14 protein-coding genes are annotated in these 15,777 nt (G+C 31.4%); 7 read left to right on the forward strand and 7 right to left on the reverse strand.

Features of this window, described 5'->3' with window-relative positions; all coding sequences use genetic code 11:
* Positions 1-37 precede the first annotated feature (37 nt).
* From KQH81_RS13005 to KQH81_RS13020, 4 genes are all read left to right on the forward strand, one after another.
* Entirely contained in the window at positions 38-1,075 is a 1,038-nt protein-coding gene (locus KQH81_RS13005) for an ABC transporter substrate-binding protein (protein ID WP_027640148.1), read from the forward strand.
* A 15-nt stretch (positions 1,076-1,090) separates the two neighbouring features.
* Positions 1,091-1,855, forward strand: a complete 765-nt coding sequence (locus tag KQH81_RS13010; RefSeq protein ID WP_027640147.1) for an ABC transporter ATP-binding protein — start codon at positions 1,091-1,093, stop codon at positions 1,853-1,855.
* Entirely contained in the window at positions 1,848-2,633 is a 786-nt protein-coding gene (locus KQH81_RS13015) for an ABC transporter permease (protein WP_027640146.1), read from the forward strand. Before KQH81_RS13010 ends, KQH81_RS13015 begins: the two co-directional genes overlap by 8 nt.
* Before the next feature lie 85 nt (positions 2,634-2,718).
* Positions 2,719-3,555 (forward strand): tetratricopeptide repeat protein, encoded by an 837-nt coding sequence (locus KQH81_RS13020; RefSeq protein ID WP_051196385.1) that lies wholly within the window; start codon positions 2,719-2,721, stop codon positions 3,553-3,555.
* A gap of 24 nt (positions 3,556-3,579) precedes the next feature.
* On the opposite strand, the gene KQH81_RS13025 is transcribed toward KQH81_RS13020, so the two are convergent.
* Positions 3,580-5,778, reverse strand: a complete 2,199-nt coding sequence (locus KQH81_RS13025) for a VIT and vWA domain-containing protein (RefSeq protein WP_027640145.1) — start codon at positions 5,776-5,778, stop codon at positions 3,580-3,582.
* Between the two features lie 204 nt (positions 5,779-5,982).
* Here KQH81_RS13025 and KQH81_RS13030 point away from each other — a divergent pair, with 204 nt between their 5' ends.
* Positions 5,983-6,381, forward strand: a complete 399-nt coding sequence (locus KQH81_RS13030; RefSeq protein WP_035771425.1) for a hypothetical protein — start codon at positions 5,983-5,985, stop codon at positions 6,379-6,381.
* Positions 6,382-6,463: 82 nt separating this feature from the next.
* On the opposite strand, the gene KQH81_RS13035 is transcribed toward KQH81_RS13030, so the two are convergent.
* The 4 genes from KQH81_RS13035 to KQH81_RS13050 all read right to left on the reverse strand — a co-directional run bounded on the left by KQH81_RS13035 (position 6,464) and on the right by KQH81_RS13050 (position 11,735).
* Positions 6,464-8,623 carry a type IA DNA topoisomerase gene (locus tag KQH81_RS13035; RefSeq protein WP_027640143.1) on the reverse strand — a complete coding sequence of 720 codons (2,160 nt, stop codon included), beginning with the start codon at positions 8,621-8,623 and terminating at the stop codon, positions 6,464-6,466.
* A gap of 121 nt (positions 8,624-8,744) precedes the next feature.
* A complete protein-coding gene (locus KQH81_RS13040) occupies positions 8,745-9,896 on the reverse strand; it encodes an amidohydrolase (RefSeq protein ID WP_027640142.1) in 1,152 nt (383 codons plus the stop codon).
* Between the two features lie 197 nt (positions 9,897-10,093).
* On the reverse strand, positions 10,094-10,594 hold the full coding sequence (locus tag KQH81_RS13045; RefSeq protein WP_027640141.1) for a TspO/MBR family protein: 501 nt from the start codon (positions 10,592-10,594) through the stop codon (positions 10,094-10,096).
* A 190-nt stretch (positions 10,595-10,784) separates the two neighbouring features.
* Positions 10,785-11,735 carry an alpha/beta hydrolase gene (locus tag KQH81_RS13050; protein ID WP_051196384.1) on the reverse strand — a complete coding sequence of 317 codons (951 nt, stop codon included), beginning with the start codon at positions 11,733-11,735 and terminating at the stop codon, positions 10,785-10,787.
* Between the two features lie 162 nt (positions 11,736-11,897).
* Between KQH81_RS13050 and KQH81_RS13055 the strand changes: the two genes are divergently transcribed.
* Together KQH81_RS13055 and KQH81_RS13060 are read left to right on the forward strand one after the other, a co-directional pair.
* A complete protein-coding gene (locus KQH81_RS13055; protein WP_027640139.1) occupies positions 11,898-12,581 on the forward strand; it encodes a response regulator transcription factor in 684 nt (227 codons plus the stop codon).
* A 1-nt stretch (position 12,582) separates the two neighbouring features.
* The gene (locus tag KQH81_RS13060) at positions 12,583-13,995 is read left to right on the forward strand and encodes a HAMP domain-containing sensor histidine kinase (protein WP_051196383.1); all 1,413 of its coding nucleotides are present in this window, start codon (positions 12,583-12,585) and stop codon (positions 13,993-13,995) included.
* Between the two features lie 60 nt (positions 13,996-14,055).
* On the opposite strand, the gene KQH81_RS13065 is transcribed toward KQH81_RS13060, so the two are convergent.
* Both KQH81_RS13065 and KQH81_RS13070 read right to left on the reverse strand, forming a co-directional pair.
* Complete coding sequence (locus tag KQH81_RS13065) at positions 14,056-14,880, reverse strand: alpha/beta fold hydrolase (protein WP_178311336.1); 825 nt, start codon at positions 14,878-14,880, stop codon at positions 14,056-14,058.
* 99 nt (positions 14,881-14,979) lie between these two features.
* Positions 14,980-15,774 carry a rhomboid family intramembrane serine protease gene (locus KQH81_RS13070; RefSeq protein WP_027640136.1) on the reverse strand — a complete coding sequence of 265 codons (795 nt, stop codon included), beginning with the start codon at positions 15,772-15,774 and terminating at the stop codon, positions 14,980-14,982.
* Positions 15,775-15,777 lie beyond the last annotated feature (3 nt).

The following is a 15,777-nucleotide window of genomic DNA, read 5'->3' on the forward strand; positions in this document are numbered from 1 at the left end:
ATTTACCATTCAACTAACAAGAGGAGGTATAAAAAACATGAACAGGAGAAACTTAAAGAAACTCATAGGTGCAGTTTTAATCTGTGCATTATCTTTTTCACTGGCAGCATGTGGCAATAGCAACACCGCAAAAAAGCCAGAAGAAAAGCCACTTACTAAAGTTAGACTTAATGAAGTTGTACGTTCAGTATTCTATGCACCTATGTACGTAGCAATAAACAATGGATACTTTAAAGAAGAAGGCATAGACATAGATCTTGCAACTGGTCAAGGTGCAGATAAAACTATGCAACAACTACTAAGTAACAATGCAGATATAGGATTTTCTGGTCCTGAACAAATAATATATATATATAATCAAGGAAGAGAAGATTTGCCTGTAGTTTTTGCTCAATTAACTCAAAAAGATGGTTCTTTCTTAGTTGCAAAAGAAAAACCAACTAATTTTAAGTGGGAAGATGTAACTGGAAAAAGCATAATTGGTGCAAGACCTGGCGGAGTACCAGAAATGTCACTCGAACAAGCACTAAAAAACCACGGGATTGAAAAAGGAAAAAACGTTGAAATTGTAACTAATATAGCTTTCACTGCAACATCTGGTGCATTTAAAAGCGGTTCTGAAGACTATGTAGCATTATTTGAGCCAACAGCTAGTATGCTTGAAAAAGAAGACGGCGGATATATTGCAGCATCTATAGGAAAAGAAGTTGGAAACCTTCCATATACCTGCTTCTACTCAACTAAATCTTATATGGAAAAGAACCCTGAAATAATTCAAGGATTCACAAATGCAATATACAAAGGACAACAATGGGTTAAAAATCATTCTGATGAAGAAGTTGCTACAGCTATAGAGAGTTTCTTCCCTGGAACTAACCATGACATTATAATAAACGTTATGAAAAACTATAGAGAAATAGAAGCAATAGCTACTTCTCCTATAATAAAAGAAGAAGATATGAATAGACTTATGTCATTAATAGAAGGATATGACGCAAAATTAATAGCTAAAAAACCAGCATTTAAAGATATAGTAACAAATGAATTTGCAGAAAAAGCAGTGTCTGGAAAATAGAGTAGGTGAATTGTAATGAATGAAATGGATATAAAAAATGTTTATATGAATTATCACTCCCCAACTGGAGTTACAGAAGCCCTTACGGATATAAGCTTTTCTCTAGAAGAGGGAGAGTTTATATCCATTGTAGGCCCTTCGGGATGTGGAAAATCTACTTTATTAAATATACTATGCGGCCTAATACAGCCATCACGTGGTGATATTTTACTTGAAGGCGAATTAATAACAGGTCCAAATGAAAAAATAGGGTACATGTTTCAAAAAGATCAATTATTTGAATGGCTTACAGTGTGGGAAAACGTAATTTTAGGATTAAAAATCAAGAAAAAACTTAACGAGAAGTCTAAAAAGAAAATAGATGAACTATTGACAAACTATGGACTTCATGAATTTAAAAATCATAAGCCCTCAGAGCTTTCTGGTGGTATGAGGCAGAGGGTAGCCTTAATAAGGACTTTAGCCCTTGACCCCCATATACTTCTTTTAGACGAACCATTTTCAGCTCTTGACTATCAAAGCAGGCTTATGGTAAGTGATGAAATATACAATATAATAAAAAAGGAAAATAAAACAGCTATAATGGTAACTCACGATATCTCAGAAGCAGTCTCTGTATCTTCCAAAATTGTAGTGCTTTCTAAGAGACCAGCTTATCTAAAAGATGTAATAAAAATAGATATCGACTCGGAGTATTCATCACCACTAAAGAGAAGAGAGTCTCCAGCTTTCAGAGAATATTTTAATCGTATATGGAAGGAGCTGGATTTAAATGAATAAAGAACTTGAACACAAAAAATATTTAAATAAACTTTCAAGAGATAAATGGATTGTAACCATTACAAGAATACTTCTTTTAGTATTCCTTATAGCACTATGGGAAATAGCTGCACAAGAAAAGTGGATAGATCCATTCCTAACCAGCAGTCCTTCTAGAATGTGGAAGAGTTTTATGGAATTTTATACTGAAGGCACCTTGCTTAAGCATACAGGTATAACCGTATATGAAACTATAGTGGGCTTTACTTTAGGAACTGTATTAGGTACACTGATTGCAATGCTTCTTTGGTGGTCAACCTTTGTTTCTAAAGTTTTAGAGCCTTATTTAATAGTCTTAAATGCTCTTCCAAAGATAGCTTTAGCTCCTATTATAATCTTCTGGGTTGGTAATGGAATTACTGCTATTATTGTTATAACTTTGCTCATTTCCATAGTCACTACTATTATAAGTGTTCTATCAGGTTTTAACGAAGTTGATGAAGATAAAATTAAGCTTCTAAAAACCTTTGGTGCATCTAAGCTTCAAATTTTAACTCATCTTATAATGCCAGCTTCAATACCTACATTTATATCCGCGCTAAAGATAAATGTAGGACTATCTTGGGTCGGTGTAATAATGGGTGAGTTCTTAGTAGCAAAAGATGGTCTTGGTTTCATAATAGTATATGGCGGTCAAATATCACAACTTGATATGGTAATGATGAGTATTGTAGTATTATCCATCATCGCTTTCGTTATGTACAAATTTGTTGCTATATTTGAAAAAAAATATTCTTAGAATTTTCTTTCTTTTATATTCCTCCAAATCATTGTATAATAGTATTAAAATATTTTCATTACTACATCGGTTTGGAGGAAGTTTTATGAATAGTGCACTAAAAAAACTACTGTTAGAAGTAGGTTTATTGTTTTTATTAATTTTTCTAGTATCAAAAGTAAAGCCACTTTATGGTACGCTTTTACTTATAGCTTATTTTGCATACAAACTTTTTGCTCTTAGATACAGTCTTTTTTCAATGATAGGTAAAACTAAATTTGATAATGGAGATAAAGATGGTGCTTTAAAATGGTATGGTAAAGCTGCAAAAGTTTCATCATGCAGACCTAGAACTATAATAAGCTATTCTTATCTTCTTTTAATTGAAGAAAGAATAAAGGAAGCTGAAGAAGCTTTGCATCTAGTTAAAAATGATGCCTTAGACCCTAGGGAGAAGATAAATTATTTCACTACCAAAGCACTTATAGAATGGAAAGATGATAATCTAGAAGGTGCCATAAAAATTTTAGAAGATGCAAATTTAGAACTTAAGGCTCTTATGATTTATGAAAGCCTTGGATATCTTCTTTTATTATCAAAAGACTATGAAAAGGCATTAAAGTTTAATTTAGAAGCTTTTGAATATGATAGTAATGATGAAATAATAATAGACAACCTTGCTGAAAGCTATTATTTCTTAGGTCAGTATGATAAGTCAAAAGAAATTTATGAAAATCTTACACAGAGAAATTTAACTTTCTCAGAACCTTATTACTACTTAGCTTCAATTTATATAAAAGAAGAAAAAATTGATCAGGCTAAGGAGCTTTTAGAGTTGGCATTAAAGTGTCCTCAAGGATTTTTGACAGCCATACATAAAGAAGATATTGAATCATTACTAAACTCTATTGACCCAAAGCAAATCAACGGAAATGAAAATTAGAGCTGCCTTATGGCAGCCCATTTTTTATAGATTGTTTTTGATTGTAATTAAATCAATTATGTCATTTACATCTCTTATTTCTTGAGGTTCATTTATCATGGATAAAAGTTTATCGTATGCTGCTTTAAAGGCACCTGTTTTGTCCTTGACTATTGTATTTTTTAGAGCTAAAGCTCTAAATGCTGTAAGATACAATAACTGCTCTGACCTATCTAAAGAATTCTCATTGATATAATTTAATACATAAGCTATTGCTCTGTTTATTATTTTCACATAAACACCTAAGCTTTGTTTACAGGACGCAAAAGCTATTAATGCTTTTAAAGTAGATTTAATCTTTTCTTTTTCCGATGCATCAACTACGCATATAGATCCATCTTTTCTTTGATTCTCAGCCATCTTACTATACAGCTTTTCATTGTCTAAAATATTATTATTATTTTTGCTTATCTTATATAAAAATCCTGGTGCATCCAAGAAATATCCATAGCTAAGACTTTCCATAGTTTCCTCCGAAACATCAAGAGGAAGTATCTTTTGAATTGCTATTCCTAAAAGAGGGTCTTCTAATACCTCTGTCATGATAAAGGATGTCTTACTGCTTATAATCCCATAGCTTTTAGATAACTCTACAACCTTACTTTCCATGGCATCTCGTTCAATTCCTCTAAAAGAATCCATTCTCTCTTCTAATATCTCTATTCTCTTTCTTATCCAAACTTTTTCTATTAAATAAGCATTTTCTTTTAATTCAAATGAATCTATTGGAACTTCTTGAATAAAAGGTTTATCTCCTATAAACCCTTTTATGATAATTGGTCCTTTTGTTATGCCTTTAATCTTAGCAAATATAGAAAAAGGCTCTATATCATAAATATATTCTATAGTTCTTGGATAAGTATTTAAGGTTTCTCCTCCAAAATATATTTCTCTTACATCTATTTGAGGCCCTGTTATTCTATTAAATTGCCTTAATATAAGCTCTCCTATTTTCTCTTCTCTTTTTATGAAATCAGCACGTCCTCCGCTAATTGCTGCAATCTCCCTTATGAAATACTTATTAGTCTTATCTGCAACTCCTATTGGAAAGATTCTATTTTCTTTTACATTCTCTCTTATATATCTTAAAATCTGCTCTTCATTTTCAGCTTCATCATTTGTAAATAGAATTATTACAGAGTCATTTCCTTGGTTTAATGCCCACTTTAATGCCTCACTTATATCAGCACCATTTCCATAATTCAATTTCTTAAGCCAAGCTACTGCATTATCTACATTCTCTTCTGAGCTATTCAAAAATTCATCACTAAAGGAGTTTAACTCATCATGAAATGCCAATATATTAAATCTATCTTCCTTATTAAGATTTCTTAATCCTAATGATAACGAAGTCTTAATCTCGCTTAGGTTATTATCACCCATATCATTTGATATATCCATCAAAAAAAGATAATTAACTGGCTTTTTACTTTCGTCCTCATCCATATCAGGGAATACCTTTAGATAAACTATACTTTCATCCTTTATATGTTTTGGAAAACTATAAGACATAGCACTAAACTCATATTCTGTTTCTTCCTCCATAAGAAGTACGAATTCTCTATTTAGTGTCTCCCCCTTCTTTAAAGTTACTTTAACTAGAGTTTGACTACCATATTCCTTTTCAATATCATGAGATGGACTCCATATTTTTAATCTTTCAAAAGACTCTATCAGTAAATTCATAGACACATCATAATCACTTGCGTTCTCTTTTAGTCCACGATTTATTCCTATTGGACCTTCTATTTCTGGAATGATAAGCTTATATACTTCATCCTCTAATGTCAATTGGTCCATATAAGATATCTTTATCTTCACAACTTCATTTGGTAGAATATTTCCTATGGTTATATTGTATATATTGTCACTGTCCCCTTCTAAGTTTAGAGTGTTTACTCCCTCTTCCAGTGCTTTATCCCAAAGTTCTTTTGCCTTTGCCTTTTCTTCTACCATAGCTTTGATACTGCGTCCTCCTAAAGAAACTTCAAGTCCCGTTATGATTCCAGTATCAGGTATTGGGAAGCTATATATAGCCTCTATATTGTCTTCACCTATGTTTTCAAAAGTTTGCTCCATTACAAATTCAACAAACTCACCACATATATTTCCGCTTATTACTACGTTCTTAAGTATGACAGGTAATTCTTCAAGGTTTTTATTATGAAATCTATATGTTTTCATTTACAACACTTCCTCCTATTCACACAAACACTTTAGAATATTATAACATTCCGCACTTTTACTGTCTATTTCTTTCCTTCTCATAGAAATTCAACTTTTTATTTCAATTATATATTTTACATAAACATCAAATTTTATTTCACTATTAAATACATTAGTGTATAATTGAACCATATAATTACAAATAAATCTGGAGGAACTATTATGGATGAATTAAATCTAGCACTTAAACTAAAAGATGAAGACATGATAATGAAGATTAAAGTTTCTAAACCTGTAACTACAAAAGATATGATAAACAACTTTATAGGTAACTTGCTTGTAGCTGGCGGAGATATAGCTAACAACATCATAATGGTTTTGACAAAGGATTCTCTTTACTTAGCTGCTATAGGACATGTTGCCATAGGTTACGCTGAAGAAGTTAGAAGTGTAGATAAAATTTCTCTAGAAGATATAGAGGAATTTAAGGTATATGACAAAGACTCTACAGAAATAATAGAAATAAAATTAAAACAAGGCAATATCTCTTTCACTAGAGATAATTCAAAAGGAGATAATCTAGCACTTGCACTCTCAAAGGTTATAGATGATTTAAAATAGTTTTTAAGAATTATAAACAAAAGTATCTATGATGATTTAAATTTTCATCATAGATACTTTCTTAAAATCCTATTTGATTTTTTTACTCTATAAACTCCATCTTCCATTTAAAGTATCCAGTTTCCTCATCTTTTTCATACTTAAAATAGGCACTAAATACATTACCCTTTCGGCTCTTTAGATTTCTGAAACCAACTTTACCATTTTTAAGAAGAAGCTCTACCATAGCACGGTTAACCGGCTTATTAAAGGATGCTATAAATTTGTCCTCTTTCCATATGGTGTACTTGCAGCCATTTTTCCAATTTGTACAGCCAAAAGCTTTTTCTGTTTCTATAACTGGATTGCCACAAATAGGACACTTACCTATTTCTTCATATCCTTCTGGAACTTCCATCTTAAAATTTTTTAGCATAGATGTGTCATTCTTTATTGCTTCTGTAGCTTTTACAGTAAAATCTTTTATCATTTCTAAAAATTCATCTCTTTGAAATTTTCCTTTTTCTATATCTGAAAGAGTTTTTTCAAGACGTCCGGTGTACTCTAGATCCAATAACTCTCTCACAGGAAATATTTCAACTAATGTTCTTCCTAGCTCTGTACAAGTCAGGCTCTTTCCTTTAGATTTTATATAACCTGCATCCTTTAATTTCTTTATAGTTTCTGCTCTAGTTGCAGGAGTTCCGATGCTAAACCCACTAAGGATGGCAGCCATCATCTCTGCGCTATCCTCTTCATCTTTAAAGCTCTTTCCACAAGTCTCCATAACCCTTAATAGAGTTTTTTCAGTATGAAGCTTTGGCGGCTTTTTAGTTACAGCATTTACCTTAGCATTAGTTATATCTACCATTTCCTTTTCTAAAACCATAGGAAGAATAGTATCCTTGCTTTCCATATTTTCTACAATACGCCATCCTTCAACGATTTGTACCTTACCCTTCGCCATAAAGACTCCAGGTATGTTAGGTTCATTTACTTTTATTATAAGCTTAGTTTCTTCAAACTCAGCTATAGGCATGAACTGCATCAAAAATCTGTTTTTTACAGCCTCATAAACTATGAATTCATCCTTAGTTAAACCTTGAGGCTTCATGTAAGTCGGAACTATAGCACTGTGGCTTTCTACTTTCGAGTTATCAAATACTCTTTTATTTGTAGTGAATTTAATCTGAGCTTCATATGGAAGCCCTTTTTTCAAGGTATCAAGAACTTTTTGTGTCCTATCTTTTAAGCTTTCCTCTAAGGCCACACTACCTGTTCTCGGATAAGTTATGAATTTCTTTTCATAAAGAGACTGAGCAACCTTTAAAACTTTATCCGAAGTCCACCCCTTATATTTGCTCGTTATGTGTCCTTGAAGATTTGAAAGGTTAAATAAAAGAGGCGGATATTCTTTTTTCTTTTCTATCTGCTTCTCCATTATCTGTCCGCTTTTATCTTTCAAAAGCTTTTTAATTTCTTCTAGCTTTTCCTTATCCTCAAACTTTTCACTTTCATTTTCATAGTAGATTCCTTGAAATTCCTCATTGCTTTTATTCTTAAAATCTGCTGATAATTTATAATAAGTAGTTGCCTGAAAGTTTTCAATCTCCTTGTCTCTGTCATAAATAATCTTTAATGTTGGAAGAAGTACCCTTCCGATATTTATTATACCTTTTTTATTGGTACTATATCTTAAGGTTGCCACAGAGGTTAAATTTATTCCTATTATCCAGTCTGCCCATTGCCTTCCTATTCCAGCATCCCTAAGAGATTTCATTTCCTCATTGGCCTTTAACTTCTCCATACCCTTTTTTACTTCTTCTGCTGTCCATTCATTCAAAAGTATTCTAAAAACAGGCTTTTTTTCATGAAAATACATGAAAAGTTCATCTCCAATAAGCTGTCCTTCCCTATCAAAGTCTGTTGCAGAGATAATTCCATCTACATCATTTCTATCTATAAGATTTTTTATAGTTTCTATCTGCTTTTGAGCTCCCTTATCCACCATAGCTTTATTTACACTGTCACTTTTAATCTTATACTTAAATCCTTGTGGTATAAAAGGAAACTTTTCAAGCCTCCAGCCCTTCATATTAGCATCATAATCCTTAGCATCATATAACTGAAGCAGATGTCCAAAAGCCCAGGTAACTATATAGATTTCTCCTTCAAAGTATCCATCTTTTCTAGTTTTTATCTTGAAAGCATCTGCAATATTCTTAGCTACAGAAGGCTTTTCTGCTATTATAACTTTTTTCATTGTTGAAGTTTCCTCCTAATTGCTACGACTATTAGTATAGTTTTCTATTTCTATTATACGTTTTTTTTAATAATTTACAAATTAAAAACTTCCTAGAACTACTTGTCTAGGAAGTTTATATTTATCTTTTATATACTACTTCTCCATTTATTATTGTATATAAAGTGTTGGTATAAGTATCTAGGGGATTGCCATCTAAGATTACCACATCAGCATCTTTTCCTTCTTCTATAGAACCTAATCTATCTGAAACACCTAATATTTCTGCTGCATTTATTGTTATTGTGCTTAGTGCCTCTTCAAAAGTTAAATTTCCTGCTTTTTGAGCAAGTCCTGCACATATTGGAAGATAATTTATTTCTATAACTGGGTGATCTGTCATTATAGCAACTTTTACCCCCTTATGCATAAGCGCTGCTGGTGTTTCAAAGCTCTTATTTTTAACCTCTATCTTAGATTTATTCGACATAGTTGGTCCTATTATAGCTGGACATCCTGATTCCTTAACGTCGTCACTTATTAAATGCCCTTCTGAACAATGATCTAAAGTCAATTTTAAATCAAATTCTTTAGCTATTCTTATTGCAGTTAATATATCATCAGCTCTATGGCAGTGAGCCTTTAGCGGCATTTTACCTTCAAGTACTGGTAAGAAAGCTTCCATCTTTATATTCTTCTCAAAATATTCACCTTTCTTTTCTGCATTTTCTTTCTTAGCTTTGTAGTTTTCTGCTTCCGTAATAGTTTTTCTAAGAAGTGCTGCTGTACCCATTCTAGTTGAAGGCATTTTACCCTTTCCGTTATATACTCTCTTTGGATTTTCTCCAAAAGCTATTTTCATAGCAGCTGGTTCAACTATTTTCATCTTGTCTACATTGTTTCCATAAGTTTTCATTACAACAAATTGTCCACCTACAACATTAGCACTTCCTGGCCCAGTCATAACTGTAGTTATTCCAGCTTCGACGGCTACGTCAAAATAATGATCCATAGGATTGATACCATCTATAGCTCTCATTTCTGGAGTTATTGGGTCAGTGGCTTCATTCCCATCATTACCTTCAAAGCCCATGCCTGATTCCCACATTCCTAAATGACAATGCGCATCTATCATTCCAGGTATAACCACAGCTCCACTAGCGTCTATTATTTCTCCGGAGTAATCCTTTATCTCCCTTGCTACCTTTTTTATCTTTCCATCCTCAATTAATATATCACCATTTTCATATACATCCTCTGCCATGGTGTATATCTTTCCATTTTTTATAAGCATATGTTATAGCCTCCTTTTAAATTATCTATACTATCTTTTTCTATATAAGTAATATAAAAGCCTTGTTATTATTTAAATATCTGTACTACTTTTTTTAAAATTGTATTGCTTAAAATGTTTATATATTAATGTTCATTACAAATATAAAACACCCATATATAATCTAGATATGGGTGTTCAAACCTAAAACTTGTTAATCACATCTCATTTAGCATCCATACAAAAAAGTTTAATACTCCTGCAAAAGCTACCCAAGCCGCATAAGGTATCATCAACATTCCTGCCACCTTATCTCTCTTAAAAAATGCTATGGTAGTTAAAATTATGAAAATAAATAGCACTACAAGCTCTACAAACGCTAAACCATATAGTCTAAAATTAAAGAAAAGGAATGGCCATAAGAAATTTAGAATAAGCTGAATTCCATAGAACACTAATGGAATCTTTGAGGTATTAGTTTCTTTTATTACCATGTATACTCTATATGCGGCTATTCCCATTAATATATAAAGAATTGTCCAAACTATTGGAAATACTATAGCTGGCGGAGAAAATACAGGCTTTTGTAAATTAGAGTACATAAGTATGGAATTTTTATTAAAAATTCCAGCTATGAAGCCCCCTCCTACTGATATAATCAGACTTATTATGAGAGCACCTATGTCAACTTTCTTCTTTTCTTTATTTCCTTTTTTCATAAAAAAGACCCTCCCCATATGTTTCATCTCATGACTAGCCGTTGTAACACTCCCACATCTTTTCAGATAAGAAATAACAACAGACATGTCCATAGACAAAGACTTCTATGCTTAAGATGACTTTAAACCTAAATCTAAGAATTCGGTTTATTAAATATTATGAGGAGATATTCCATTTTATACTAATGTATTATGAATATACAATAGTTTTTGAAAGTATTTCTTCTAAGATATTTTTTATATCGTTTATGACTTCATCCCTATTTATTTCATTTAATATCTCATGTCTTGCTCCATCGTATAGCTTATAGGAAACATTTTTTATTCCAAGCTTCTTATAAAGGTTATATAGATTTATAATTCCTTTTCCGTTTTCTCCAACAGGATCTTTACTTCCAGCTAGAATATATATGTTTAATGATTTTGGTATTTTTTTTAAATTACTCTCTTTATGAATTTCTTTTAATCCCTTTAATAAATCATAAAAATAAGATGCTGTAAAGATATTTCCGCAATATTTATTATTTAAATACTTGTCCACTTCTTTTTCATCTCTTGTAAGCCAGTCACAGTTAGTTCTAACAGGCTTAAAGTTATTATTAAAGCTTCCAAAAGAAAGCTTATCCATAAGTTTACTTTGCTTTCTTCTTCCAAAGATTTTCATCTCCAAATATGATATAGGAATTCCAAGATTATTTATAGCTTTCTGCTTTCCATTAGATCCTGACAATATAAGCCCATCTATGCTGTCTCCGTAAAGCTCTATATACCTTTGAGATAAGAAAGAACCCATACTGTGACCAAATAAAATAATAGGTATTCCTTCGTTTTCTCTTTTAATAAGATCATTCATATCTTTTAAATCATATACCATAGAATGAAAATTGTCCTTATCATCCATATATCCTAAATCATCTATTGATGCTGCAGTTTCCCCATGTCCTCTATGATCATGTCCATAGACAGTAAATCCTACTTCTACAAGTTCTCTTGCAAACTCATCATACCTTAATATATTTTCTGACATACCATGAGAAATCTGAACGATAGCCTTAGGCATATCACATGTAATATTTTCCCACTTATAGCAATTTAATTTTATTCCACGACTATCTATAAACTTAAAGTTTTTTCTTTTCACACTTACTCACCTCATCTGTATTTCATAAAAACATCTTTAAACTTATTTTATATAATATTTTTTAAGAAATCTACACTTTATCGTAATCATAATGTAATTACATTATGATATAATTATTTTATTAATTTATACATATAGAAAATTATAGGTAGGTGAAATGCTTTGAATATACTGATAGCTGAAGATGAACAAGATATATGCGAACTTATGGCCCTGCATCTGACAAAGGAAGGATTCAACGTTTTTAAAACCTTTGATGGAATGTCAGCCATAGAAACTTTTAGGAATAATAATATTGATTTAGCTATTCTAGATGTAATGATGCCAATAATGGACGGATTTTCTGTCCTTAAAAATATACGAGAAACTAGTGAAATACCAGTTATTATGGTAACTGCTCGAGGTGAAGATACCGATAAAATAGCAGGATTAAATCTAGGAGCTGATGACTATGTAGTTAAACCATTTTCTGCAATGGTACTTATAGCAAGGGTCAATGCCCAATTAAGAAGATACTATAAATTTACTAATGGAAAAGGAAAAAACATCTTATACGTTGGGGATTTATCTCTATGTAGAGATAGTTGCGCTTTATGCAAAAATGATGCCCCTATAGAGCTTAATGCTAAAGAGTATAAAATAATGGAGCTTCTTATGGAGAATCCAGGAAAAGTATATACTAAAAAACAAATTTATGAGCAGGTTTGGAAAGATACTTATTATGGCGATGATAATACAATAATGGTACACATAAGCCATATTAGAGAAAAAATAGAGGACAATCCCAGAGAGCCTAAATACCTAAAAACTATCCGAGGTATAGGCTACAAGCTTGAAAGTCTATAATATGAGCTGCAATAAAAAATATAAGCATAAGATTGCTAATTCCCTGCTTCGTAACTATGTATTTTTAGCTTTTTCCATGACTCTACTTATTATTATAACCTCTATAATAGTAGGAATGTTTGCATTTTTTCTCTTCTTTAATACTTCAAACGTTATGTCTGAGCCAGAGGAAATAATGATGGATGATTATACTTTGATCGATACCTCCACTATTGAATCTTCAGGAGGTTTTGTAGAGGTTATAGATAAAAACAATAATGTAGTTTATACTAGAGGAACGAATCCTAATCCAAAATCTCATTATAGTTTAGAAGATTATAATAAGATAATATTAAGCAGCCAATTTGAAAATTTAGAAGATGGGTATTCCTATAGAAGCAGTTATAATAAAAATAAAGATTTTCTTTTAGTAGTAGCTATACCAGAAAGCGGTGAAAAAGATATTCATCCTCCAAAGAAAAGATTAAGTCCTAGGGTATTTATAGCACTATCACTATTAAGCGGATTTTCTATAATCGCTATATTTTTTATCTTTTACTCTAGGCTATCATCAAGAGATTTTGTAAAACCTCTTGAGCTTTTAACGGAAGGAGCAAATCGTTTTGCTAAAGGAGATTATTCCACACGAATTGCTATTTATTCTGAAAATGAGTTTGGTGAATTAAAGGATTCTTTTAATATAATGGCACAAAAAATTCAGGATGAAATGATGCTTCGTGAAAAATCTGAAGAAAGTAGAAGAAGACTTATACTTGACATATCCCATGATTTAAAAAATCCATTGTCAAGTATCTTAGGTTATTCAAATCTCATTTTAGAAGAAAATATCCCAAATGAGGATAAAAAGAAATATCTTGAGGTTATAAATAATAATAGCCAGAGAGCAAATGAACTTTTACAAGATTTATTTGATTTCTCTAAGCTTCAAAGTATTGACTTTAAACTTACATTAATAAACAGTGATATATGTGAATTTTTAAGAGAAATAATAGCTTTCTACATTCCTGAATTTGATAAAAATAAGTTTGATTATGATTTTGATATAATGGAAGAACCTTTTATGCTCAAAATAGATGAAAAGCATATGTATAGAGCTTTATCTAATATAATAAATAACTCAATAAAATATAATCCTGATGGAACTAAAGTAAAAATTTCTGGGAAATCCTCAAAAAACTCATTTATTATAACCATTGAAGACAATGGAATAGGAATCCCAGCCTCCCTACAACATGATATATTCAATCCCTTTGTAAGGGTTGATGATTCACGTAATTCTAAAAGCGGAGGAAATGGCCTTGGTCTTGCTATAGCAAAAGATATAATAGAAAAGCATAATGGTACTATAGAACTATATAGCGACATAAATAAGGGTTGTATTTTCGTAATTACTTTATTATCAGAAAATCTATAATAAGTTTATTTTTAAATTATAAAGAGTGAAAGACTTAAAAGCCTTTCACTCTTCGTTATTTTACTTATTTTCTTCCCGAGTCCTCATTATCCATTCCTTTACAAGCTCATTAAATAATCTCTCTTGTTCTATTTGAAGATTATGTCCACACTTGTCTATAATAGCAAAGGTTGCTCTTGGATAGTTTTCTAAAATTGATATAGCATCACGATAGCCTACACTAGAATCCTGTCTTCCTAAAAGTATTAATGATGGTTTTAAGAATTTGTGTTCTAAAACATCAACATCAAAAGAATATTCATACCCATATTTTTTAATATTTCTTAAAAAATCTTTTTCTCTTATTTTAATACCTGAAAGCACATCATTTCTATATCTCTCAAAAATCCTTCTGCTTTGAACTACTGAAGATTTGTCAAACATATCTAAATCCTCATCTGAAAGACGGGATAAAAGTTCTTCATCTCGATGTAAAATCACATGATTATCAACATTTCTCTTATCCATATAAGCATATATAACTGGGCATATGAGACAAAGTCCATCTACTCTATCAGCCATATTATATATTATTCCCCTCGAAATATATCCACCAAAAGATTCTCCAGCAAGGAGAAATTTTTCTTCTGGTATAACTTTATTTATAAATTCAAGAACTATATCTAAAATATTGTCTGAGCAAGTTATCTTTTCAGAGCCATTTGTCTTTCCCATTCCTGGAAGATCTATATAAATTCTTTTATACCCGTATAAATCTTTAAATATAGGTTCCATACACCCCTTCATAAGCCTATGATCAGCATAAAAGCCATGAATCATAAGAATTGGTTTCCCTTCACCTATAACCTCATAATTTATCCATATATCATCTATATTACATCTCATAAATTTTCTTTCTCCTTTTGAACTACATATGATTTTTCCAATAATATTATATTACAAATAACGTCCAAGAAGAAATAATCTCCTTGGACGTAAAATCACTTATATATGCTCATGATCCTTTATATGCTTCATGCAATACTCTCTTGCCCCTGAGCATTTAGAACAATATCTAAATTCCATATCTGGGTCATCATTTTCTGTTATTCCACAAACTGTGCATTTATGAATATAAGGTTTTTCAGTATTTGTAATAACTCTAAAGTCCCTATTGTCTGCTACAGTCTTCTTAAGCTTCACAGTCTTCACCATATCTTTTCCAAAGAATAAGAAGTAGTTTAATACAGCAAATATAGCTGCTATTCTTACAGCATTATTTGGTGCAACTACTATGTTGTATATTATATAGAACCAATCTATCCAAGCTAGTATTTTTATAGGTACTGGAAGTACAAGGAATACTAAAAGCTCAAAATTAGGATATAGCTTTGCAAAAGCTAAGAATAGAGATAAATTTATAAAAGTAGCACCTATGCTTACACTTCCGCTTATAAAGGTTCCTATGATTGTTCCTATAACCCCGCATAAGTAGTACATATTGAATTTGAAAGACCCCCAATGAGACTCCAAACCGCTTCCAGCAAGATAATAAAAATATAGCGTGAATACTATCCACAACGGACTTGTATTTGGCGGTATGAGTATAAATGTTATAAGTCTCCAGATTTCACCATGCATAACTCTTTCGGGTATCAATATCATAAGATTCCACAACTTAGTATTTCCTAATAAGTATATAAGAACGTAAAATATTGCATTGGCACTTATGATGTATGTCATTAAATTTTTTATAGCAAATCTGCCAAATTTTCGCTCCATACGGTCCAAAAACTTCATATG

Origin of the sequence: Clostridium cadaveris (assembly GCF_020911725.1) — a bacterium.
GTDB lineage: Bacteria > Bacillota > Clostridia > Clostridiales > Clostridiaceae > Clostridium_X > Clostridium_X cadaveris.